General features: G+C 66.6%; 24 protein-coding genes. 6 read left to right on the top strand and 18 right to left on the bottom strand.

The window, feature by feature from the left end; genetic code table 11:
* Positions 1-4: 4 nt before the first annotated feature.
* The 6 genes from mftF to mftA form a co-directional block, all read right to left on the bottom strand.
* The gene (mftF, locus tag AC5Y5O_RS02500; protein ID WP_500023567.1) at positions 5-1,417 is read right to left on the bottom strand and encodes a mycofactocin biosynthesis glycosyltransferase MftF; all 1,413 of its coding nucleotides are present in this window, start codon (positions 1,415-1,417) and stop codon (positions 5-7) included.
* The gene (gene mftE / locus AC5Y5O_RS02495) at positions 1,414-2,145 is read right to left on the bottom strand and encodes a mycofactocin biosynthesis peptidyl-dipeptidase MftE (protein WP_500023565.1); all 732 of its coding nucleotides are present in this window, start codon (positions 2,143-2,145) and stop codon (positions 1,414-1,416) included. Before mftE ends, mftF begins: the two co-directional genes overlap by 4 nt.
* Positions 2,146-2,395: 250 nt before the next feature.
* Positions 2,396-3,577 (bottom strand): pre-mycofactocin synthase MftD, encoded by a 1,182-nt coding sequence (gene mftD / locus AC5Y5O_RS02490; RefSeq protein ID WP_096284755.1) that lies wholly within the window; start codon positions 3,575-3,577, stop codon positions 2,396-2,398.
* 2 nt (positions 3,578-3,579) lie between these two features.
* On the bottom strand, positions 3,580-4,785 hold the full coding sequence (mftC, locus tag AC5Y5O_RS02485; protein WP_096284753.1) for a mycofactocin radical SAM maturase: 1,206 nt from the start codon (positions 4,783-4,785) through the stop codon (positions 3,580-3,582).
* A complete protein-coding gene (gene mftB / locus AC5Y5O_RS02480; protein ID WP_500023562.1) occupies positions 4,782-5,111 on the bottom strand; it encodes a mycofactocin biosynthesis chaperone MftB in 330 nt (109 codons plus the stop codon). Before mftB ends, mftC begins: the two co-directional genes overlap by 4 nt.
* Complete coding sequence (gene mftA, locus AC5Y5O_RS02475) at positions 5,096-5,185, bottom strand: mycofactocin precursor MftA (protein ID WP_036466690.1); 90 nt, start codon at positions 5,183-5,185, stop codon at positions 5,096-5,098. Before mftA ends, mftB begins: the two co-directional genes overlap by 16 nt.
* Before the next feature lie 98 nt (positions 5,186-5,283).
* Here mftA and mftR point away from each other — a divergent pair, with 98 nt between their 5' ends.
* The 4 genes from mftR (at position 5,284) to AC5Y5O_RS02455 (ending at position 8,779) form a co-directional block, all read left to right on the top strand.
* On the top strand, positions 5,284-5,880 hold the full coding sequence (mftR, locus tag AC5Y5O_RS02470; RefSeq protein WP_500023560.1) for a mycofactocin system transcriptional regulator MftR: 597 nt from the start codon (positions 5,284-5,286) through the stop codon (positions 5,878-5,880).
* Positions 5,877-6,929 (top strand): DUF2332 domain-containing protein, encoded by a 1,053-nt coding sequence (locus AC5Y5O_RS02465; protein WP_096284747.1) that lies wholly within the window; start codon positions 5,877-5,879, stop codon positions 6,927-6,929. The genes mftR and AC5Y5O_RS02465 overlap by 4 nt, the downstream gene beginning before the upstream one ends.
* Positions 6,930-6,995: 66 nt before the next feature.
* Positions 6,996-7,517 (top strand): RNA polymerase sigma factor, encoded by a 522-nt coding sequence (locus AC5Y5O_RS02460; protein WP_096284745.1) that lies wholly within the window; start codon positions 6,996-6,998, stop codon positions 7,515-7,517.
* The gene (locus AC5Y5O_RS02455; RefSeq protein ID WP_500023557.1) at positions 7,514-8,779 is read left to right on the top strand and encodes a VOC family protein; all 1,266 of its coding nucleotides are present in this window, start codon (positions 7,514-7,516) and stop codon (positions 8,777-8,779) included. The genes AC5Y5O_RS02460 and AC5Y5O_RS02455 overlap by 4 nt, the downstream gene beginning before the upstream one ends.
* 22 nt (positions 8,780-8,801) lie before the next feature.
* Here the strand turns inward: AC5Y5O_RS02455 and AC5Y5O_RS02450 are convergent, their stop codons facing one another.
* From AC5Y5O_RS02450 to AC5Y5O_RS02405, 10 genes are all read right to left on the bottom strand, one after another.
* Positions 8,802-9,785 carry a D-2-hydroxyacid dehydrogenase family protein gene (locus AC5Y5O_RS02450; protein WP_500023555.1) on the bottom strand — a complete coding sequence of 328 codons (984 nt, stop codon included), beginning with the start codon at positions 9,783-9,785 and terminating at the stop codon, positions 8,802-8,804.
* Positions 9,786-9,789: 4 nt separating this feature from the next.
* Entirely contained in the window at positions 9,790-10,962 is a 1,173-nt protein-coding gene (locus AC5Y5O_RS02445; protein ID WP_500023553.1) for an NAD(P)/FAD-dependent oxidoreductase, read from the bottom strand.
* A 25-nt stretch (positions 10,963-10,987) separates the two neighbouring features.
* Complete coding sequence (locus tag AC5Y5O_RS02440; protein WP_500023551.1) at positions 10,988-11,815, bottom strand: mycofactocin-coupled SDR family oxidoreductase; 828 nt, start codon at positions 11,813-11,815, stop codon at positions 10,988-10,990.
* Positions 11,816-11,894: 79 nt separating this feature from the next.
* Complete coding sequence (locus AC5Y5O_RS02435; RefSeq protein ID WP_500023549.1) at positions 11,895-12,719, bottom strand: SHOCT domain-containing protein; 825 nt, start codon at positions 12,717-12,719, stop codon at positions 11,895-11,897.
* Positions 12,720-12,814: 95 nt separating this feature from the next.
* Positions 12,815-13,621: a PE family protein gene (locus AC5Y5O_RS02430; RefSeq protein ID WP_500023547.1), complete on the bottom strand. Its 807-nt coding sequence runs from the start codon at positions 13,619-13,621 to the stop codon at positions 12,815-12,817.
* Between the two features lie 174 nt (positions 13,622-13,795).
* Complete coding sequence (gene tuf, locus AC5Y5O_RS02425; protein WP_036466681.1) at positions 13,796-14,986, bottom strand: elongation factor Tu; 1,191 nt, start codon at positions 14,984-14,986, stop codon at positions 13,796-13,798.
* A 160-nt stretch (positions 14,987-15,146) separates the two neighbouring features.
* Positions 15,147-17,252, bottom strand: coding sequence for an elongation factor G (fusA, locus tag AC5Y5O_RS02420; protein ID WP_342925878.1), 2,106 nt, complete (start codon positions 17,250-17,252; stop codon positions 15,147-15,149).
* Between the two features lie 87 nt (positions 17,253-17,339).
* Positions 17,340-17,810: a 30S ribosomal protein S7 gene (gene rpsG / locus AC5Y5O_RS02415; RefSeq protein ID WP_096284731.1), complete on the bottom strand. Its 471-nt coding sequence runs from the start codon at positions 17,808-17,810 to the stop codon at positions 17,340-17,342.
* Positions 17,810-18,184, bottom strand: coding sequence for a 30S ribosomal protein S12 (gene rpsL, locus AC5Y5O_RS02410; protein ID WP_007167812.1), 375 nt, complete (start codon positions 18,182-18,184; stop codon positions 17,810-17,812). Before rpsL ends, rpsG begins: the two co-directional genes overlap by 1 nt.
* Before the next feature lie 279 nt (positions 18,185-18,463).
* Positions 18,464-19,111 (bottom strand): TetR/AcrR family transcriptional regulator, encoded by a 648-nt coding sequence (locus AC5Y5O_RS02405; RefSeq protein WP_500023544.1) that lies wholly within the window; start codon positions 19,109-19,111, stop codon positions 18,464-18,466.
* A gap of 189 nt (positions 19,112-19,300) precedes the next feature.
* Between AC5Y5O_RS02405 and AC5Y5O_RS02400 the strand changes: the two genes are divergently transcribed.
* Positions 19,301-19,678 carry a DUF3060 domain-containing protein gene (locus tag AC5Y5O_RS02400; RefSeq protein WP_500023542.1) on the top strand — a complete coding sequence of 126 codons (378 nt, stop codon included), beginning with the start codon at positions 19,301-19,303 and terminating at the stop codon, positions 19,676-19,678.
* 82 nt (positions 19,679-19,760) lie between these two features.
* A complete protein-coding gene (locus AC5Y5O_RS02395; protein WP_500023755.1) occupies positions 19,761-20,216 on the top strand; it encodes a DUF3060 domain-containing protein in 456 nt (151 codons plus the stop codon).
* Positions 20,217-20,220: 4 nt separating this feature from the next.
* Here the strand turns inward: AC5Y5O_RS02395 and AC5Y5O_RS02390 are convergent, their stop codons facing one another.
* Positions 20,221-20,988 carry a crotonase/enoyl-CoA hydratase family protein gene (locus tag AC5Y5O_RS02390; RefSeq protein ID WP_500023540.1) on the bottom strand — a complete coding sequence of 256 codons (768 nt, stop codon included), beginning with the start codon at positions 20,986-20,988 and terminating at the stop codon, positions 20,221-20,223.
* Complete coding sequence (locus AC5Y5O_RS02385) at positions 20,985-21,707, bottom strand: PaaX family transcriptional regulator C-terminal domain-containing protein (RefSeq protein WP_096284725.1); 723 nt, start codon at positions 21,705-21,707, stop codon at positions 20,985-20,987. Before AC5Y5O_RS02385 ends, AC5Y5O_RS02390 begins: the two co-directional genes overlap by 4 nt.
* Positions 21,708-21,709 lie beyond the last annotated feature (2 nt).

The following is a 21,709-nucleotide window of genomic DNA, read 5'->3' as shown; positions in this document are numbered from 1 at the left end:
CCGGCTAGCTCCGGATTTGCGGTTTGAGCGCGCGCAGGTTGCGCTCGCGGACCACGCCCCACCACAGCCCCAGGCCGTAGGCCAGGTCGTCGACGCGCTTGAGCAACAGATAGGTCAGCAGGCCGATCGGCTCGGCCTCGTCACCGGTGGTGTCGCGGCGACGCAGCCAATCGACCACGCCGTCCATCACCGCGGCCACCACGACGACGCGTCTACAGTGCCGGGACACGATCGCGGCGAGCAACGCCACGGGCCAGTAGTGCCGGCAGATGGCCGAGGCCAGCTGCAGCGCCGCCGACCACAGGCCGCGGGTCGCGATCACCACGACATCGGAGAAAGCGGTATCGGCGCTGCGCATGGCTTTGGCGATGCGCCGGCCGGTCAGCACGGCGATCACGATCGACGCCAGTTGCGACAGGCTGGTCCCGAGCGCCATCAGGATCCAGGCCATCAGCGCCCACCCGGAGATCACCACCGGGGCGGTCTTGTCGGGGTGGCGTACCGACAGCGGGGCCGCCGAACCGCCGTAGAATGCCTTGCGCGCAAGCCAATCCCGCAATTGGGTGCGGTGATCGTGCGCGACCAGCGCGATCGGCTCGTAGCGCAGCCGGGCACCCGCCTCGATCAGTCGCCAGCACAGGTCGACGTCCTCACCGGACTGCATTGTCTCGTCGAACCCGCCGACATCAGCGAGCGCGGAGCGGCGGCAGATGATCGCCGCACTGGGCACGTAGGACACCGTGCTGTGCGGCAGCACCGGCGCTTCGCGCTGCCCGAGGTCCAGGGAGGAGTGCACCGCCTCGTAGCGGGCGACCACGTTCTCGCTGTGGGCCAGGCCCACGATGCGGGGTGCCACCAGGGCCACCGTCGGGTCGCAGAAGTGGCCGAGGAGAGCCTCCAGCCAGCCGCGGCGTGGCGTCACATCCGAGTCCAGGAAGGCGACGAAGTCGGTGGTGCACGCCGCCAGCCCGGTGTTGCGGGCCGCCGCCGGCCCCTTGCTGCGAGGGTGGTGCAACACCTCGATGTCGCAGTGTGTGCCGGCGAAGTCTTCCTGCTCGATGGGCGACACCGAGCCGTCGTCCACCACGATCACGCGCAATCCGCGCAGCGAGTTCACCAGGCGTCGCACACCAGAAACATTGTCCCGCACTGGGATTACCACGGTGACGTCGCGATGCGACGGTCCGCCGGCCGGGCGCGGATGCGCGACGGTGGCGTCCAGCAGGGTGCGGGCCAGCTGGGCACTGACGTCGTCGCGGACCTTCAGCCGGCCGTCCGAGAGCATGTCCTGGGCGGCGGGAGCCAGCTTGAGCAGTCGGGTCGGCGAGCCGCCCAGCAAGGCCGAGCCGTCGCCGAGTACCCGCACGCGGCGATCGACCTGAACGGCGAACCCGTCCGGCAGTCGAGGCTGACTCATGTCAGCATCCCGTCGAGGGCGGGCGTCCAGCGCACGATGCGGCGCACAGAACCGTCGACCATCTCCGAGAAGATGCGCTTGCCCTCGGCCGCGGTGGCGGTGGTGGGGTCTCCCAACACGCCCACCGGACTGACCGCCGCCACTCCGCCGGTGCGCATCGCCGGGAGCAATTCGGGCAGTGGCGCCCGGTTCCCGGGGAGCCACCGATCGGTCAGCACATCGGACGGCGAGATATGCAGCAACACCGATGTTTCGGTATGGCCGGCGTGGGCGTCGGCGCCGGCGGCCGCGCACGGGCACCAGGCGACGTCGCGGCCTTCGGTGCGAAGGGTGGTCACGGCACGGTGCAATGCCTGCGTGTTGCCGCCGTGGCCGTTGACGAAGACCAGGCGCCGGGCCCAGCCGGCGGCCGACCTGCCGTACTCGACCAGCAGCATCGTCAAGGCGTCGGTGCCGATGGAAATTGTTCCGGCGAAACTCTGATGCTCACCGCTGGCGCCGTAGGAGATAGCCGGCGCCACCAACCAGGGCTGCTCAAGGCTGGCCCGGGCCCCCCGGGCGACCGCCGTCGCGATGCGAGTGTCGGTGTCCAACGGCAGGTGCGGACCGTGTTGCTCGGTCGACCCCAGCGGGATCATTATCGACGGCGAGGTGGGAAATAGCTCGTTCGACGTCGCAGCTCCTAATTCGCCGAGTACGGGCACTCGGTGATGGTAGGCCGAATTCACCTGGCGTGCACCAATTGTTGAGCGTTCAAAGTTAATTTTTTTCTGGGCTGTTCATCGGGGCGCCGAAATTCGGCTCGTCCGTCACGGTTGCCACGCGCGTATCACAATTTTCGCATACGTCGATTTTCGCTCGCAATCCCACATTGGCCTGAATTCGGCGGTTCCGCGGGAGGGTCCGACGCAGCACCCTGAGCGCTAAATATGGCAAAGCCGCCCAACATGCTGCGGATTAACTCGGGCGCCGCCGAGATCAGGCCGGCGCAACGCCGAGGGCGCGGGTGAAGCCGTCCGGCACCAGAATGTCGTCCGGGCGCAAGTCGTGGACCGACGCATGCCCCAGCCCCATCAGCGCCGAGTCGATACCCCCGCGCAGGACGTCGAGCACGTTCTCGACGCCCGCTTGACCGTTCGCGGCCAGGCCCCACAGATAGGCGCGGCCGATCATCACCGCCCGCGCTCCCAATGCCACAGCCTTCACCACGTCGCTGCCGCGCCGGATGCCGCCGTCCAGCAACACCTCGACCTGGTCGCCGACCGCGGCCACCACCGGGGGCAGCGCCCGGATGGACGCGGGCGTCCCGTCCAGGTTGTTGCCGCCGTGGTTGGACACCGATATCGCCGAAACACCAGCATCCACAGCTCTTTTCGCGTCATCGACACGCATGACGCCCTTGAGCATGAATGGTCCGCCCCACAGCTCACGCAGCCAGGCGATGTCCTCCCAGGTCGGCGGGGGCGTGCCCATCCATTCGCCGTAGGCCTGGAAGAACGGCGGACCGGCCTCCCCCCGCGCCGCCTGGTTCGGCACCGACAACGCCGGCGGACGCATCGTCTTCGCCCACTTCAGGAACCACCGCGGTTTGAAGGCCGCTTCCGGCGACAGCCGCAGAATAGTGCGCAGGTTCATTTCTTCGGGAATCTTGGGGCTGCCCCAGTCGCGCCCGTGCGAGAAGGACCAGTCGGTCGTGACGATCAAACCGACCGCACCGGCCGCGCGGGCCCGCTCCACCCGGTCCGCGATCGCGTCGCGCCCGCCCAGCCAGTACACCTGGAAGAACAGTTTGGAGTTTGCCGCGATCACTTCCTCGATCGGCTTGCTGGCGAACGAGGACAGACCCATCGCCGTCCCCCGCGCCGCCGCGGCCCGCGCGACGGCCACCTCACCCTCCGGGTCGACCGCCTGAACGCCGGTCGGTGAAATCAGCACCGGCATGGAGATATCTTGTCCCATAACGGTTGTCGACAACTCGCGCTTTTCCTGCGCGCCTATCACGTGCGGCGCGAATCCCAGTTCGCCGAAAGCTTCGACATTGTCCGAGACCGTAATTCCTTTTTCGCTGGCCGCAACAAGGGCCGCATAAACGGATTTCGGCAACCGGCGCTTTGCGCGCTGCTGCGCGATGGCGATTGTCTCAAACCACTCGTCGGCCACGACTACACGGGGCTTTCGTTACACAGCCGCGCCGGCGGGTGCTGCGGCGGCCGCACCGACAGTGTCAGCGGCACCGGCTGGCGGACCTGCTGGCCACGCGAGTGGTCGGCTCGCGGGCGCGGAGTCTCCCGATCCTGCGCCAGTGCCGACTCGCTGTGCCCCTGGACGCATTCGGGATCCGGTCCGTCCATCGGCAGGCCGGTGAAGAACTTGGCCGCCATGCAACCACCACGGCAGCTGTCGTAATGCCCGCAACTTCCGCAGGCGCCCGCCGATTGGGGCTCGCGCAGCTCGCGGAACAGCGCGGCGTTCTTCCAGACGTTGGAGAACCCAGCCCCAAAACCAGTGTCCGTCAAGACGTTTCCGGCCAGGAAGCGGTCGTGGATGGCGAACGGGCAGGCGTACACGTCGCCCACCGGATCGATCAGGCACACCACCCGGCCAGCTCCGCACATGTTCAAGCCGGACAGCGCACCCGAGGCGCCCAGCGGGGCCAGATGGAAGAAGGAGTCGCCGGTGAGCACCCGCTCCCCCTTGGCGACCAGCCAGTCGTAGAGCGCGACCTGCTGGGCCGCGGTCGGGTGCAGCTCTTCCCAGACATCCGCGCCGCGCCCCGAAGGCCGCAGCCGGGTGATCCGCAGGGTCGCGCCGTAACGGCTTGCCAGCGCTGCGAATTCGTCGAGCTGGTCGACGTTGTGACGGGTGACCACGACAGAGATCTTGGCGTCTTTGAAGCCGGCCGCGGCCAGGTTCTCCAGCGCGCGCACCGCCATCGCGAAGGAGCCCGGTCCGCGGACCGCGTCGTTGACCTCGGCGGTGGCGCCGTCCAGCGAGATCTGGACGTCGACGTAGTCGCTGGCCGCCAGCCGCGCGGCGACCTCCGGTGTGATGCGCACCCCGTTGGTCGAGAACTTCACTCCGACGTGGTGCGCGGTGGCGTAGTCGACAAGCTCCCAAAAGTCTTGGCGCACAGTCGGTTCCCCGCCACCGATGTTGACGTAGAACACCTGCATGCGTTCCAGCTCGTCGATGATGTCCATGCACTGTCGGGTGGACAGCTCGCGTGGATCGCGCTTACCCGACGAGGAAAGGCAGTGCACGCAGGCCAGGTTGCAGGCGTAGGTGAGTTCCCACGTCAGGCAGATGGGGGCGTCCAGGCCGTGCTCGAACTGCTCGATGAGCCGGGGTACGGGGGCCGCTGTTGTCATTGATGGTCCTCCTGGGGCACCAGCATGCGGGACTCGACCAACACACCCAACGCGTGCAGGTAGGGCCCCTGCTCCGAGTCGTCGACCCCCTCGGCCCGCAGGGCGGACCGGACGTCGGGGTGGTCGGCCAGCGACTGCACCACCGCAAGGATGGTGCGGTTCTTCAGGAACGAAAGCTTGCGGGTGCCGAAGTGATAGAGCAGTGCGCCAAACGGTTCCGGACGAACCGCGACCTGCGGGTGCAATCGCCAACCGCGATCAGGGTCGAACCGGCTTTCGGTCGGTCGAGCCTGCGCGGGCGCAGGCACGGTCAGTAGACCCCGCACATTCCGTCGATGGACACCTCTTCAACCAGAGTCTCGGTGACGAGCTCGGCGTCGGTTTCGATCTCGCGGTCCATATGAATTGCCTCTCCTACGCTCTCGACAACGATGGTCGATCTTGTCACAATCGTCGTCAGAATATGGCATCGGGTGCCGAAATGGAAGGGCGGGTCTGATGAATCCGCAGGCGCGGGTCGGCCGGCGCCGCTCGACAACGCCGGACCACATCACCGACGTCGCTATCGCGTTGTTCACCGCGCGGGGATTCGCCGAGGTGAGTGTCGACGACGTCGCGCAGGCCGCCGGGATCTCGCGCCGCACGCTGTTCCGCTACTACGCCTCCAAGAACGCCATCCTCTGGGGCGACTTCGACAGCCACCTCGCGCATCTTCGCGAGCTGCTGGACGCGGTCGGCCCGCGAGTCCCGCTGGGCGAGGCACTGCGGGCAGCACTGTTGGCGTTCAACACCTTTGACGATTCCGAGACCGTCCAGCACCGTCAGCGGATGCGGGTCATCCTGCAAACCGCCGAACTGCAGGCGTATTCAATGACGATGTACGCCGGCTGGCGCGAGGTGATCGCGGAGTTCGTCGCCCGGCGCTCGGGCGCCAAGACGACCGACTTGGCGCCGCAGACCGTGGCCTGGACGCTGCTCGGGGTCGCGCTCTCGGCCTACGAGCATTGGCTGCGCGACGAGGCCGTCACGCTGCAGGCCGCGCTCGGCAATGCCTTCGACGTCGCCGGTGCCGGACTGAACGCGCTGAACCCATGACCGCCGATCGCACGCACCTGCTGCACACTCTGCGCTCGCAGGGGCGGTTCTGCGGTATCTCCGGATCCCCGATGTACGACGAGCTGTTCGAGCTGGTGGCCTCCGACGTCGAAACCGGTGGGATCTTCGCGGCGATCCTGTCCGGTCACGAGGACGACCCGGCGCGCGAGGCGGTGCCGCTGCGGCTGCTGGGCGGCCTGCACCGGATGGTGCTCGACGGGCGGGCCGAGGTGTTGCGCCAGTGGTATCCCAGCACCGGCGGCACCTGGGATGCCGCCGGCGCATGGCCCGAGATCAAGCTCGCCGCGGCGGCCCATGCCGAGTCGCTGCGCACGGCGCTGGGGCAGCCGCCGCAGACCAATGAGGTGGGTCGATCCGCCGCACTAATCGGTGCCCTGCTGCGTGTCAACCACGAAAATCAGTTTCCGATAAGGCTTTTCGAGATCGGATCGAGCGCCGGGCTGAACCTGCGGGCCGACCGATACCACTACCGCTACGGCGGCGGGCAGTGGGGACCGATCGACTCGCCGGTGATCATCGACGACGCTTGGCGGGGCCAGGTGCCGCCGCCCGGCTCGGTGCGGATCGTCGAACGACGGGGCTATGACATCGCGCCGGTGGATGTCACGGACACCGACGGCGAGGTGACCGCGCTGAGCTATGTCTGGCCCGACCAGTCCGCCCGGCTGGAGCGGCTGCGCGGCGCCATCGCGGTCGCTCGCAGGGTGCCCGCACTGCTGCTGCGACAGAGCGCCGGCGCCGCCGTGAACGGCCTGACACTGGCCGACGGCGCATTGACGGTGCTGTGGCATTCGATCACGTGGCAGTACCTGTCGCAGGACGAACGCAGTGCGGTGCTCGACGGGATGAACACGCTCGGCGAACGAGCCGACGCCACAGCGCAGTTCGCACACCTGACGATGGAACCCGCGCGCGACGGTGCGGGCGGCCCGCTGAAGTTCCTGGTGCGCGTCCGTCGCTGGCCCGGCGGTGAGGTTGTGGTGCTGGGTGAATGCCATCCGCACGGCCCACCGGTGAACTGGCGATAACCACAATCAGGAAAAATTTTGCCCACTACCCGTCGGAGTTCGGGGCGCCGCGGCGACGATAAGGGTGTGAGCGCCGGAACGGATCACCAATCCGACCCTCGACGCGCGCTTCTGGCGCTCTACGACGAGGCGTTGCCGGTTGTTTACGGGTACTTCGTCCGACGCTGCGGCGAACGTGCCGCGGCGGAGGACCTGACGTCGGAGACCTTCCTCGCGGCGATGGACGCCGCACGCCGGGCCGAGCCGCCGCCGATCTCGGTGGCGTGGTTGCTCGGCGTGGCGCGACACAAACTGGCCGACCATTATCGGCGCGGGCAGGACCGGCTCAGCGTGCCGGTGGCCGAGCTGCCGGAACCCGTCGACAGCGCCGACGACTGGGACGCCGAGCTGGATCGGATGGTCGCCGAAGCCGTACTGGCCCGGCTGGCCGAGTCACACCGCACGGTGCTGGTGCTGCGCTATATGGACGACTGCAGCGTCGGCGAATGCGCCGAGCTGATCGGGCGCACGGTGCATGCCACCGAAGCGTTGCTGGTCCGCGCGCGCCGCGCCTTCAAGAGGCACTACCCGGAAGGAGGCACGTCATGAACCAACACGACCCACTCAGCGTGCTGCGCTCCGATGACCTTCCGGTTCAACCTGATCCGGCTTTTGCCGCGCAGCTGCGCCGGCAACTGGAATCCGCACTGTCGCTACCCGAAGGAGTTGTCATGAGCGGCACCACGACTGCCCTTGCCGACCTGACCGAACCCGTTGCACCGCAGCTGCCGCGGCCGGCGGCATTGCCCTACCTCAGCGTGGCAAACGCACGCGCGGCCATCGACTGGTACGCCGACGCATTCGGCGCCGTGGTCGTCGGCGACCCGGTCGTGATGGACGATGGGCGCATCGGGCACGCCGAGATCGCGATCGGCGACGGCGTGCTGTACCTGGCCGATGAATATCCCGAGATCGGCCTGAAAGCCCCTGCTGCCAGGGCGGTTTCGGTCAGCCTGATGCTGCACGTCGCCGACACCGACGCCGCACTGCAGCAGGCGCGCGACCACGGCGCGACCGTCGAGCGGGAGATCTACCAGAATTACGGAACCCGCAACGCCACTGTCATCGACCCGTTCGGGCACCGCTGGATATTGTCCGGGCCCGCAGCCGCGCCGGTTTCGGTCATTGCGCACGGCGACATCGGATACATCTCGGTGTGGACGCCGGATGCCGATCGTGCGGCGGCCTTCTACGGGCACGTCCTGGGCTGGACATACGACCCGTCGTCACACCGGGTCACCAACACCGACCTGCCGACCGGCATCGTCGCCACCGACGAGCCCGCCACCCTGTTCTGCTGCTACGCCGTCGACGACGTGCGGGCCGCCAGCATCGCGATAGCAGAAGCCGGCGGTGTTCCCGGCGAAATCCGGGACACCGACTACGGCGTCCTGCTGGAGGCCACCGACCCACAAGGTGCGGCCTTCGCGGTGCACCAACCCATCGCCGGCCGAAAGCGCGCGGAGATCAACGGTTCTGGGCCCGGTGAACTGTCTTATGTCACCTACCAAGTGCCGGATTCAGCCGCGTTCCGCCACTTCTATGGGCGGGTGCTGCGCTGGACCTTCGAGCCGGGCCGCATCGCCGACGGCTGGCAAGTGGTGGACACGCATCCGATGGCCGGGGTTGCCGGTGGCAGTGCGCGTCCGACCACCGTGCCGATGTGGACGGTGGCCGACATTGATGCCGCGGTCACGCGGGTGCGCGAAGCCGGCGGCGCCGTGCTGGATGAGCCGACCCGCCAGCCCTACGGCATCAGCGCCGAGTGCACCGACGATCAGGGCGCGCGGTTCTACCTGGGCCAGTTTTAAAGGCCAGCTCTAAGCCTGATTTCTACTGCAGCGCCTCGGGATTGGCGATCCGGATCGGCGCACCGTCCAGCCAGGCCACCACCGCCTCGATGCTGTCGGAGTAGAAAGCACTCAGCATCTCGCGGGTGACGTACCCCAGGTGAGGGGACAATGTCACGTTGGGCAGAGCGCGCAGCGGATGGTCGGGCGCGGGGGGTTCGACGTCGAACACGTCGAGACCGGCTCCGGCGATACGACCGGTCCGCAGCGAAGAGATCAGTGCGGCCTCGTCGACGATCGGGCCCCTGGACGTGTTGATCAAGTAGGCGTGCGGCCTCATCAGGGCCAGCTCGGCTTCGCCGACCAAACCTCGTGTCCGCTCGGAGAGCACCAGGTGGATGGACACCACATCGGAGGATTCGAACAATGCCGCCTTCTCGACCCGGCGCGCACCGGCCGCGGCCGCGACCTGCGCGGTCAGGTTTTGGCTCCACGCAACGACATTCATGCCGAACACCCCCGCGTACTCGGCCATCCGTTTTCCGGTTCTGCCCAGCCCCAGCAACCCGAGGGTCTTACCGGCCAGCGTCACGCCAACGCTGCTCTGCCATCCCCCATCGCGCATCCGGCGGTGCTCTTCGGCCAAGTTGCGCACCGTCGCGATCAGCAAGCCCCAGGCCAGTTCGGGGGTGGCGTCGCGGACCGCCCGGAACCGGGGGTTGCCGAAATCCGAATGGGCAACCAGGACTCCGGATTCACTGGCCGCCACCATGTCCAGGTTCGGCAGGCTCATGCCCACGATCGTTATCAGCTTCAGATTCGGCAGTCGCTCAAGCAGCGTGCGCGGCAACGCCATCCGTTCGCGCATCGTGCAGATCACGTCGAACGGTTGCAGGACCTCTACCGCTTCCGCTTGACCGAGATGCCGCTCGAAGACGGTGATCTCGGATCGGCTCTGCACCGGTGACCAGTCGGCGAGCTCGAGTGCCAAACCGGCATAATCATCGAGTATCGCCACCCGGTGCATATCGTCAGCCTAGCAGCTCCGAAATCGGTGCTGCCGCAGCGATTTTGCCGCGGGCCTTCATGACTTTGCCCGGCAAACCGCCGCCGACCACGCCCACCACCACCCCGTCGCGCTCGTAGTAGGCCAGGAACTTTCGTCCGTCGTCCTCGACCAGGTGCACGACGTCGGTTGCTTCCGGCTCGCCCAGGCATTGGATCTTGACGTCGTACTGGTCGCTCCAGAAGTACGGCACGACCGTGATAGAAGGCACCTCCTGACCAAGCATCGCGGGCACCACGACTCGAGCCTGGTCCGCGACGTTGCTCCAATGCTCCACGCGCGCTTGATGTCCCGTCGCATCACGCCAAGAGGCGACGTCTCCGAGCGCCCACACGTTGGGCGCACTGGTGCGCCCGGCGTCGTCGCAGATGACACCGTTGTCGACCTCAACGCCGCTGCCCTGCAGCCACTCGGTGGCCGGACGCGATCCGATACCGACGACGACCAGGTCGGCAGCCAATTCGCTGCCGTCGCTGAGCACCACGGTGTCGACATGGCCTTCGCCGCGCACCTCGGCAACCCCGATGCCGGTGCGCACGTCGACGCCCTCATTACGATGCAACCGCGACACCAGCTCACCGATCTGCTCGCCGAGCACCGACGCCAGCGGCGTCGGCTGCGGCTCCACCAGCACCACATCGACCCCCATGCTGCGCAGGCTGGCCGCGACCTCGCAGCCGATGAAGCCGGCTCCGACGACCACGGCGTTGTGCGCCTTGCAGGCGTGCTCACGCAACGCCATGCTCTCGTCGAACGACCTCAGCACGCGAATACCTTCGAGATCCGGGAACGCGGGAATGCGCCGCGGGACCAACCCGGTCGCAATCACCAGCTCGTCGTAGCCGAGCGTGGTGCCGTCGGAGAGGGTCAGGGTCTGCGCGTCGATGTCCAGGCCGGTGGCCGCCGCACCGAGGCGCAGCGTGATGTTGTTCTCGTCGTAGAACTCACGCGGCTTGAGGGCGACATCGTCGACCTCTTTGCGCAGCACTTCCTTGGACAACGGCGGCCGGTCATACGGCAGGTGGACCTCGTCGCTGACGATCGTGACGGGCCCGGTGTATTCCGACCGCCGTAATTGCTCGGCCGTGCGGGCCGCGGCCAGCCCGCCTCCGACGATCACGATTCCTTTATTGCTCACGTGGAGTTCATAGCACGCGCGACGCTCAGTACTTTAGGGCGCCCTTATCGACGGGGATCTGCATGCCCGTCACGGTGCCCGCGCCGTCGCCGGCCAACCAGGCAACGACGTCGGAAACCTCCTCGGCCGCCATGAATCCCTTGTACTGCATCGGCATTGGCGGGAAGCTGTGCACGAAGCGGGGATGCTTGGCGAAGATCTCCATCATCGCTTCCGGTTCGATCATCGGGGTGTCGATCGAGTAGGGGTGAATCGAGTTGACCCGGATACCGTATTCGCCGAGCTCGATCGCCAGCGAGTTGGTCAGCGCGGTCAACCCGAACTTGCTGGCCGAATAATGGCCGTTGCCGGGAGTGGCCTTCAGGCCGGCCGACGAGCTCACCACCACAATCGATCCGCCGTTGCCAGCCTCGATCATCGCGGGGATAGCGGCGCGCAGGGTGCGCCAGGTGCCGGTCAGGTTGACCCCGATCACGGTGTCCCACTGCTCGTCGGTGAGTTCCCAGACCCGGCCCCAGCCCAGCACACCGGCGTTGGCCACCACGATGTCGAGCCGGCCGAACTGTTCCACGCCGTCGGCCACCAGCTGACGCACGGTGGGATCGTCGCGAATGTCGCCGGCGCGGGCCAGGATCTTGCGGCCCTCGGCCTCCACCAGGCGAACGGTCTCACTGAGATCTTCGGGGGTGGCCGGCGTGTACGTCACGGTGTCGGACACCGACGCGCAGATGTCGAGGGCGATGATGTCGGCGCCCTCGCGGGCCAGCCGCACCGCGTGCGCGCGCCCTTGCGCGCGGGCGGCGCCGGTAACGAATGCCACCCGTCCCTGCAGTGATCCTTCACGTCCCGACACGGCACGCCCCTTTCGCCGAATCACAGGCTAGCAGCGAAACTGAAACGTGTTCTAACTTGGCTCGCCGACGCGGACGGGCTCAGATCTCCGAGATGATCTGGGTCCGGCGTGCGTTGTATTCGTCGTCGGTCAAAGCGCCACTGGCGCGCAGTGTCTCGAGCTGTTGGAGCCGATCGGCGATCGAGGCCTGGGGCGGCGTGGCGACGGGCGCCGCTCCGGCCGGGGCCCCCTGCGCCGCGGGCGCCTGGGCGTCCGCGCGGCGCACCACCGCCTGGATCTGTTCGCGCAGCGCCGGGTTCGACCGGATGTCGACCATCCGGTTGAGCGGAACGTTGTTGTCCTTGAGGATCTGCAGGATCTCCATCAGCGGCCCGGCTTGCCCGCTAAGGTCATAGGTCCGGTTGTCCTCGGCCACCGTAAACTGCGCGGGTACCAGACCATTGACCAAAGCGCTTCGCTCCCAGTCGATTTGGTATTCCTGCGTCGTAGGGTCAAGCAATACCACGAGCTTTCGCGCGGTGAGGTTGCCCAACCGGGTGACGTTGGCGATGACCCGGTCTTGACTGTCGAACGCCGGGAAGCCGGGTCCCTCGATGTGCAGGTCGACCTTCACCAGCGGCTGGTCGTTGATCCGGGTTCCCGTCTCGGAGAGCCCGACGATTTGGGCGAGCGCCAGCACCCCGTGCTGTTCGAGCAGCGCGGACTTGGCCGCCGATTTCGCGCCGTAGTTGGTCAGCGCGAGTGCGATGAGCACGTCGGCCACGGTGATGAGTAGGCCGACGTAGAACATCCATTGCAGCAGGTTGCCCAGCCCCAGGGTGAAGTAGACGACCAGAAAGATCGGCCCGACCAGACCACCGCACAGCAAAACGACCAACTGTGTCTTCAGATACCGCGCCAACACGTGTTTCTCCTCGCCTCGCCGGGAAGGTTCGTGTCAGATTAGCGCTGTCGCGTGCGCTGTATCCATAGCCTGCGTGCGGGCATCGGCCCTGGCAGTCAGCGCGATGGCTTCGGTGGTGCGCCTTTGGGAGAGGCGGGCGGCGGCGCCATGGCCGGCCCGTTGGACAGGGGCATCGCCGCGGGCAGCATCGTGGCCGACGACAGTTCCGCGGCCGCCACATCCGCCGGGGCGGTAGCGGCGGTCGCCGGGCCGGCGACATCGGCTGCCGTCGCAGCGGGAGCTACCGCCGCTGCCGCGGGTGCCGCCGCCGCTGCTGCCGGCGCCGCCGCTGCATACGCCGATGTTTCTGAGTGGGGCGCCGTTGCCGAAGCCCCGGCCGGGGCCGCTGCCGTGGTGGTTGCCGCCATCGGCGTCACCGTTGCTGTTGCCGGGGCGACCGTGGGCGCCGCCGCGGCGGCCGGCGCCGCTGCAGCCGGTTGCACCGCCGCTGCCACCGGCGCCCCGGATGCCACGCCGCCCGCCTGCGCCGCAGCGCCGATGAACTGCTGACTGCTCATTGCCTGGCCGGATAGGTTGGCCGCACCCGCCACCGCCTGCGGGGCGACCGCCAACGGCTCGGCGTTGACGACCTCGGTGTCCGCATACTGCTGGGCCCCACCACTCATGAGCTGCACAAACTGGTTGTGGAATAGCGCCGCCTGCGCGCTGATCGCCTGATAGGCCGCCGCGTGCACGCCGAACAGGTGCGAGATGCTCGCCGAAACCGCGTCGGCGCCGGCGGCCTGAACAACCGACGTCGCGCCAGAGGCCATCGAGTTGGCGTAGTTGATCGCCGTACCGATTTTTTCCAGGTCTGATGCCGCGGCCGCCACATACTCCGGCGTCGCATTTACGAACGACATCCGAACCTCCCGGCCAGGCCAAGACGGTCAAATTCCCGAACCGTCAATTTCAGACTGGACATCGCAAGATCTTACCGGAAATTCGCTGACCAGGTGTGCAGAGCTTTCGGGCGGGCCAGAAAGCACAAGACCCGGACCGCCGAGATCGGCGAGTCCGGGCCCCGTGCTGTGGAACTAGTTGATGATCTTGACGACCCGGCCGGCGCCGACGGTGCGGCCACCCTCACGGATCGCGAACCGCAGACCGTCGTCCATTGCGACGGGCTGGATCAGCTTCACCGAGATGTTGGTGTTGTCACCGGGCATCACCATTTCGGTGCCCTCCGGCAGCGTCACCACACCGGTCACGTCGGTGGTGCGGAAGTAGAACTGCGGACGGTAGTTGTTGAAGAACGGCGTGTGCCGACCGCCCTCGTCCTTGGACAGGATGTAGACGCTGCCCTCGAACTCGGTGTGCGGGGTGGTGGTGCCGGGCTTGACCACAACCTGGCCGCGCTCGACGTCCTCACGCTTGATACCACGCAGCAGCAGCCCGACGTTGTCGCCGGCCTGGCCCTGGTCAAGCAGCTTGCGGAACATCTCCACACCGGTGACCGTGGTCTTGGTGCTGGTCGGCTTGATGCCGACGATCTCGACTTCCTCGTTGACGTTGATCACGCCGCGCTCGACACGACCGGTGACCACGGTGCCACGACCGGTGATCGTGAAGACGTCCTCGACGGGCATCAGGAACGGCTTGTCGGTCTCGCGGACCGGGTCCGGAATCGACTCGTCGACGGCGTCCATCAGGTCCTCGACGGACTTGACCCACTCGGCGTCACCCTCGAGCGCCTTGAGCGCCGAGACGCGGATGACCGGGGCCTCCTCGTCGAATTCCTGGGCGGCCAGCAGTTCGCGGACCTCCAGCTCGACGAGCTCGAGCAGCTCCTCGTCGTCGACCATGTCGGCCTTGTTCAGGGCTACCAGGATGTAGGGCACCCCGACCTGACGCGCGAGCAACACGTGCTCGCGGGTCTGCGGCATCGGACCGTCGGTCGCGGCGACCACCAGGATCGCGCCGTCCATCTGGGCCGCACCGGTGATCATGTTCTTGATGTAGTCGGCGTGACCCGGGGCGTCGACGTGGGCGTAGTGACGCTTGTCGGTCTGGTACTCCACGTGGGAGATGTTGATCGTGATACCGCGCTGACGCTCCTCGGGCGCGTTGTCGATCTGGTCGAAGGCGCGCGACTCGTTGAGGTTCGGGTACTTGTCATGCAGGACTTTGGTGATCGCCGCGGTCAGGGTTGTCTTGCCGTGGTCAACGTGACCGATGGTCCCGATGTTGACGTGCGGCTTCGTCCGCTCGAACTTCGCCTTCGCCACTTGTGTGTCCTCCTGGACTGATTGGTGCTTTTGAAAAGCAGTGTTGATGTTGTTGTAAGTGCCGCGGTGGTAACCGGGCTAGGTTACTCCGAGCTGGTGTTCACTCGCCCGTCGCCTTCCGCCCGACGTATTGCTCGGCTCCGAACTCGTGAGTTGACACTCACTCGCCCGTCGCCTTCGCGATGATCTCCTTCGAGACGTTCGCCGGAACCTCGGCATACGAGTCGAACACCATGGAGTAGTTCGCCCGGCCTTGTGTCTTGGACCGCAGGTCGCCGACATAGCCGAACATCTCCGACAGCGGGACGTGCGCCCGAACGACGCGCGCACCCGCCCGCTCCTCCATGGCCTGAATCTGGCCACGGCGGGAGTTCAGGTCGCCGATCACGTCACCCATGTAGTCCTCGGGTGTGGTCACTTCGACCGCCATGATCGGCTCGAGGATCACCGGCTGGGCTTGCTGCGCAGCCTTTTTCAGCACCTGTGACCCTGCGATCTTGAACGCCATTTCCGAGGAGTCAACCTCGTGGTAGGCACCGTCGAGCAAGGTGACCTTCAGGTTCACCAGCGGGTAGCCAGCCAGCACGCCGTACTGCATGGCGTCCTGGGCACCCGCGTCAACCGACGGGATGTATTCCCGCGGGATGCGACCACCGGTGACCTTGTTCTCGAACTCGTAGGTCGCACCGTCCTCGCCGGTGAATGGCTCGAGGTTGATGATCACCTTCGCGAACTGGCCCGAGCCACCCGTCTGCTTCTTGTGGGTGAACTCGACGTTGTTGGCCGCCCGCTTGATGGTCTCCTTGTAGGCCACCTGCGGCTTACCGACGTTGGCCTCGACCTTGAACTCGCGGCGCATGCGGTCCACCAGGATGTCCAGGTGCAGCTCGCCCATACCACCGATGACGGTCTGGCCGGTCTCCTGGTCCAGGTGCACCTTGAAGGTCGGGTCTTCCTCGGCGAGCTTCTGGATCGACAGCGACAGCTTCTCCTGGTCGCTCTTCGTCTTGGGCTCGATGGCCACCTCGATGACCGGGTCGGGGAAGGTCATCGACTCGAGCACGATCTGCTGGTTCGGGTCGCTCAGGGTGTCACCGGTGGTGGTGTCCTTGAGGCCGATCACCGCGTAGATGTGGCCCGCCGACGCGGTCTCCACCGGGTTCTCCTTGTTGGAGTGCATCTGGAACAGCTTGCCGAGCCGCTCCTTCTTACCCTTGGTGGCGTTGATGACCTGGCTGCCGGAATCGACCTTGCCCGAGTACACCCGGACGTAGGTCAGCTTGCCGAAGAACGGGTGCGTCGCGACCTTGAAGGCCAGCGCCGAGAACGGCTCGTCGGTCGACGGCTTGCGGGTGATCTCCTCGTCTTCCTTGCCCGGCGCGTGGCCGACGGCCGGCGGCACGTCCAGCGGCGAGGGCAGGTAGTCGATGACCGCGTCCAGCATGGGCTGCACGCCCTTGTTCTTGAACGCGCTGCCGCATAGCACGGGGTAGGCCTCCGAGCTGATGGTCAGCTTGCGGATAGCGCCCTTGATCTCGGCGACACTGAGCTCTTCGCCGCCCAGGTACTTCTCCAGCAGCGCCTCGTCCGTCTCGGCGACGGCCTCGAGCAGCTTGGTGCGGTACTCGTCGGCCTTCTCCTGCAAGTCGGCCGGGATGTCGACGACGTCGTACTTCTCGCCGAGCTTGGCTTCGGCACTCCACACCTTGGCCTTCATCTCGACCAGATCGACGACGCCTTCGAAGTCACCCTCGGAGCCGACGGGCAGCTGGATCGGAATGACGTTGGCGCCCAAGCGCTCTTCCATGGTGCGGACCGAGAAGTAGAAGTCGGCCCCGATCTTGTCCATCTTGTTGACGAAGCAGATCCGCGGCACGTCGTACTTGTCGGCCTGACGCCACACCTGCTCGGACTGCGGCTCGACGCCCTCCTTGCCGTCGAACACGGCAACGGCACCGTCGAGCACACGCAGGCTGCGCTCCACCTCGACGGTGAAGTCGACGTGCCCGGGGGTGTCGATGATGTTGATCTGGTTGTCATTCCAGAAGCAGGTGGTGGCGGCGGAGGTGATGGTGATCCCGCGCTCTTGCTCCTGCTCCATCCAGTCCATGGTGGCCGCGCCGTCGTGGACCTCACCGATCTTGTAGCTGATACCGGTGTAGTAGAGGATGCGCTCCGTCGTCGTCGTCTTGCCGGCGTCGATGTGCGCCATGATGCCGATGTTGCGGACCTTGGTCAGGTCGGTCAGCACGTCCTTCTGTGCCACAGAAGTCTTCCCACTCTTTCGATTGCGTTGTTAGTTCGCTGTCGGTTGACGCCCGGCCACGCTGCCAGTTTGGCGCCCGTTCGGGCTCTACCAGCGATAGTGCGCGAAGGCGCGGTTGGCCTCGGCCATCTTGTGGGTGTCCTCACGCCGCTTGACGGAAGCCCCGAGGCCATTGCTGGCGTCCAGGATCTCGTTCGCCAGCCGCTCGATCATCGTCTTCTCCCGGCGGGCCCGGGAGAAGCTGACAAGCCAGCGCAGCGCCAGCGTGGTGGACCGGTCCGGACGCACCTCGACGGGCACCTGGTAGGTCGCACCACCGACGCGGCGGCTGCGCACCTCCAGGGCGGGCTTGACGTTGTCGAGAGCGCGCTTGAGCGTGATCACCGGATCGGTACCGGTCTTATCGCGAGCTTGCTCGAGCGCACCATAAACAATGCGCTCAGCGACCGATTTCTTCCCCTGCAGCAGGACCTTGTTGACCAGCTGGGTCACCAGCTGCGATCCATAGACCGGGTCGTTGACCAGCGGACGCTTCGGCGCGGGCCCCTTGCGCGGCATTAGCTCTTCTCCTTCTTGGCGCCGTAACGGCTGCGAGCCTGCTTGCGATTCTTGACACCCTGGGTGTCCAGCGAACCGCGGATGATTTTGTAGCGCACACCGGGCAGGTCCTTCACACGACCGCCACGCACCAGCACCATCGAGTGCTCCTGCAGGTTGTGGCCCTCACCCGGGATGTAGGCGGTGACCTCGACCTGGCTCGTCAGCTTCACACGCGCGACCTTCCGAAGTGCCGAGTTCGGCTTCTTCGGGGTGGTGGTGTACACGCGGGTGCATACGCCACGGCGCTGCGGGCTGCCCTTCAGGGCCGCGGTCTTGACCTTGGCGATCTTGTCGCGGCGACCCTTGCGGACCAGCTGCTGAATGGTTGGCATCTACTGGCTTTCTGTGTTCGAAGTCTTCTTGCTGCTCTTAAGTCTCTGTACTGCAGTTTTTCCCCGCCGCACTACCCCGCGGCCGGGTGTGTCGCACCCGCTCAGCACCGGAGTCGTCCGATACTTGGTGGACATGCGAATTCGCCCGGCATCCACTTCCTTACGTCAGGCGCCGTAAGCCGCCAGGCACGAGCCACCACAATACCCGCCGCTGGTCGAACAGGTCAAAGCGGCCGCGGGACGCAACCGCTCAACCCGGCGCGCGCCCGCGGTGGACCGCTACTTCGGCGAGGCGCCGCCCGGCGCGGTGCGCCTGTCCAAGCCCGTTGCCAGCCGCAACACCATTTCGGTGAACAGCGCATCGGTGTCGATGTCGTCCATGACACCGGTCATTTCCAGCAAGACGAACCCGTGCAGGGCGGACCAGAATTCGAGCGCGGCGAAAAACGCCTCCTCGCCGTCGAGGCCATACGAGGACAACACCGCGATCACCGGCGCGGCCGCACCCCGGGTTGCCGCGGTGTATTCAGGGTCATCGCCGCCCAGCGGCATCCGGGTGAAGGCCGAGTACCGCCCGGGGTGGTGATGGGCATAGCTGCGGTAAGCACCGGCCATGACCAGCACCGCGTCATCGCGGGCCCGCCCCTCCCCGACCCGGTTCAGCATCATGATGATGTCGTCTATGACCCGGATCCGAACGGCGCGACGCAGGTCCTCCAGGCTGTCCACGTGGTTATAGAGCGACGGCCCCTTGGTGCCCAACTGGGTCGCCAGCGCGTTGATGGTCAGCGAGTCCCAGCCCTCGCGGTCCAGGAATGTCAGTGCGCCATCGACGATGCCGTCCCGGCTCAGCTTTCCCGGCCGGGACGCGGACCTGCCGCCACGCTGACGCCCTCCCGCCGTCGGCTGTTCCGGATGAACTGCCATGGCGGTCGCCCCTCGATTGCGGTGAATAGGTGGAGGTCAACTAATGACTCTAGTTGACAGAGTCGCCAATCTACTCGGAGGTAACCCGAGCGGCTCGCAGTTGGCCGCGAGGAAAATTATTTGCCATCGAGCAGGCAAATGCACGTAGGCTCAGTCCAGCAGATACCCGCCGACACGAAGGGGGCCGCGGTGCACCGGAGAACCGTCGCCGGGTCGCTTGCAATCTGTGTCATCGCGCTTGCGGCCGCACTCGCCGCGTCGCCGCCGGCCGCGCACGCCAAGAACGGCGACACGCACGTCATCGGGCAGAACACCACGCAAACCCTGGATTGCAACGACGGAACCCTGATCGTCAACGGCACCGGGAACTCGGTCAACGCGCTCGGCAACTGCTGGGCGGTGACGGTGATGGGCTCGGGCAACACGATCATCGCGGACTCGGTCACGCACGACATCACGGTGTACGGCTACGACCAGACCGTCTTCTTTCACAACGGTTCGCCGATCCTCTGGGACCGCGGCCGAGAGCTGGGAATGGTAAACCGGCTGCAGCAGGTGCCTGCCTGAGGCACCGCGACTTCCCGTTGGGGACACCAAGGAGGGGAACACATTGTCATTGCGCGTCCACATCACTGACCGATCGCCGCGGCTGGCGGTATTCGCTCTGGCGCCGGCCGTCGCGGCGGTAGTGCTGTCCGGTTGCAGTTCGACCGCTAACCCTCCGGGAAACCCGAGCGCGACGACGAAGAGCGGCACCACCACCACCACGACCACAGGCGCGGCCGCGCCGACGACCTCGGGTAGCGAAAGCACTACGGCGTCCGTCGAAATCGGGAACACGCTGAACTACGGCTCGATGGGGACGACGGCAACCCTTGACTGCGCTACCGGCAAATCGCTGAATGTCGCTGGTTCCAACAACACCCTGACGGTCACCGGCAACTGCCAGACGGTCAATGTCGGCGGCGCCAACAACAAGATCACCATCGACAAGGTCGATACCCGCATCACGGTGCTGGGGCTGGACAACACGATCACTTACAAGGATGGTGAGCCAAAGGTCGACAACCTCGGCTCGGGCAACACCATCAACAAGGCGAGCTGACCGGCTAGCTGGCCGGCGCCCCGTGCCGTCCGGCGCCGGCCGCGAACCGCCCGGCCCCCTCGTTGGCTTCCGCGGCGACTTTGGCGATACTGGCGAATTCCTGTTCCATTGCCTGCGATTCCGACAGGCCCCACTGCTCTAGTGCCGAAAGCCGGTCCGCTCGCAGGCACTGCTGGGGCAGGGCGGCCAATTCTGCGGCCAAATCCTCGGCGCCCTGTCGCGATTTGCCTTGGGGGACAACGCGATTGGCCAGTCCCATCGCGAGCGCTTCGTCGGCTTTGACACCGCGGCCGGTCAGGATCATGTCCATCGCCCGGCTGTGCCCGATCAGGCGCGGCAGCCGCACGGTGCCACCGTCGATCAGCGGCACTCCCCAGCGGCGACAGAACACCCCGAACACCGCATCCTCCTCGGCCACCCGCATGTCGCACCAGAGAGCCAGCTCCAGGCCGCCCGCGACGGCGTAACCGCTCACCGCGGCAATCACGGGTTTGGACAACACCATTCGCGACGGGCCCATCGGGCCGGGACCGGTCGTGTGAACCGAGTTGGCTTCCGGCGTGCCGAATGCCTTCAAATCGGCTCCCGCACAGAAGGTTCCGCCGTCGCCCCACAGCACGGCCACCGACGCGGAATCGTCGCGGTCGAATTCGTCGAAAGCCTCGTACAGCGCCGCGGCCGTCGGGCCGTTCACGGCGTTACGCGCGGCTGGCCGGTTCAGGATCACCGTCGTCACCGGGCCGTTCCGCTCCACTCGCACCGGATCGGTCATCTCGCCTCCTGAAGTTGAGTTGTATCGCGCCGCTGCAGCAATTCGGTCGCGAAGTCGTGGTAGACGCTGCGCAGCCGCGCACCCGGCCAATCGTCGGGCAGCAGTTCGGCAGGCAGCATCGGGTCGGTCAGCAGGTGCCGCACGATCGCCGCGGCCACCATGAACCTGCTGGGAATGTCGCGGGCTCCGGCCATTTCGTCGACCAGGCGTCGCCCGGCCTGCGCCCATGCGGGCAGGTCCCACAGTTCGGCGACCAGCTGCTCGGGTGCGTCGTCGCGAGCCTTGAGCACCCGCACCCGGTCGGCTACGTCGGGCTCCAAGTCGAGCTCGAGGTTGTCGGGCCGCATCCAGACGCCCTCGCGAAGTTCACCGAAACGCTTGCGGTACATGCTGGCTCGCTGCGCGGCCCGGGTGCGGGCGTCGGTGCCCACACTGGTGACGATCACGACGTGCCAGTCTCCGTGCCAGGCCCGGGTGGGTGGCCGCATCGCCTCGTCCTGGCGGGCCTGGCGGGCCAGCAACCGATCCGAGAGCCGGTACCCGTCGGCCGAGCGAATCAGATCGCCGGCACCGACCATGCGGGTCAGCGCGACCCGCAGCGTCGTTTCCTTGATCCCGAAATCGGCTGTCAGCCTGATCAATTCGCTCGCAGTCGCCCAGGCGGGGTGCGCCCCGAGCAGCACGCTCAGCACCACCGACCGGGCCGTCATGTTCGGCATGG

Source organism: Mycobacterium sp. NGS40 (genome assembly GCF_059812735.1).
This window is presented reverse-complemented; position numbering and strand designations above follow the sequence as displayed.

What these genes read in the sequence shown, in the direction of transcription:
- mftF (WP_500023567.1), bottom strand. Translation starts at nt 1,417, where the DNA reads ATGAGTCAGCCTCGACTGCCGGACGGGTTCGCCGTTCAGGTCGATCGC.
- mftC (WP_096284753.1), bottom strand. Translation starts at nt 4,785, where the DNA reads ATGACAACAGCGGCCCCCGTACCCCGGCTCATCGAGCAGTTCGAGCAC.
- mftA (WP_036466690.1), bottom strand. Translation starts at nt 5,185, where the DNA reads ATGGACCGCGAGATCGAAACCGACGCCGAGCTCGTCACCGAGACTCTG.
- mftR (WP_500023560.1), top strand. Translation starts at nt 5,284, where the DNA reads ATGAATCCGCAGGCGCGGGTCGGCCGGCGCCGCTCGACAACGCCGGAC.
- AC5Y5O_RS02465 (WP_096284747.1), top strand. Translation starts at nt 5,877, where the DNA reads ATGACCGCCGATCGCACGCACCTGCTGCACACTCTGCGCTCGCAGGGG.
- AC5Y5O_RS02455 (WP_500023557.1), top strand. Translation starts at nt 7,514, where the DNA reads ATGAACCAACACGACCCACTCAGCGTGCTGCGCTCCGATGACCTTCCG.
- AC5Y5O_RS02450 (WP_500023555.1), bottom strand. Translation starts at nt 9,785, where the DNA reads ATGCACCGGGTGGCGATACTCGATGATTATGCCGGTTTGGCACTCGAG.
- AC5Y5O_RS02430 (WP_500023547.1), bottom strand. Translation starts at nt 13,621, where the DNA reads ATGTCGTTCGTAAATGCGACGCCGGAGTATGTGGCGGCCGCGGCATCA.
- rpsG (WP_096284731.1), bottom strand. Translation starts at nt 17,810, where the DNA reads ATGCCGCGCAAGGGGCCCGCGCCGAAGCGTCCGCTGGTCAACGACCCG.
- rpsL (WP_007167812.1), bottom strand. Translation starts at nt 18,184, where the DNA reads ATGCCAACCATTCAGCAGCTGGTCCGCAAGGGTCGCCGCGACAAGATC.
- AC5Y5O_RS02405 (WP_500023544.1), bottom strand. Translation starts at nt 19,111, where the DNA reads ATGGCAGTTCATCCGGAACAGCCGACGGCGGGAGGGCGTCAGCGTGGC.
- AC5Y5O_RS02390 (WP_500023540.1), bottom strand. Translation starts at nt 20,988, where the DNA reads ATGACCGATCCGGTGCGAGTGGAGCGGAACGGCCCGGTGACGACGGTG.
- AC5Y5O_RS02385 (WP_096284725.1), bottom strand. Translation starts at nt 21,707, where the DNA reads ATGCCGAACATGACGGCCCGGTCGGTGGTGCTGAGCGTGCTGCTCGGG.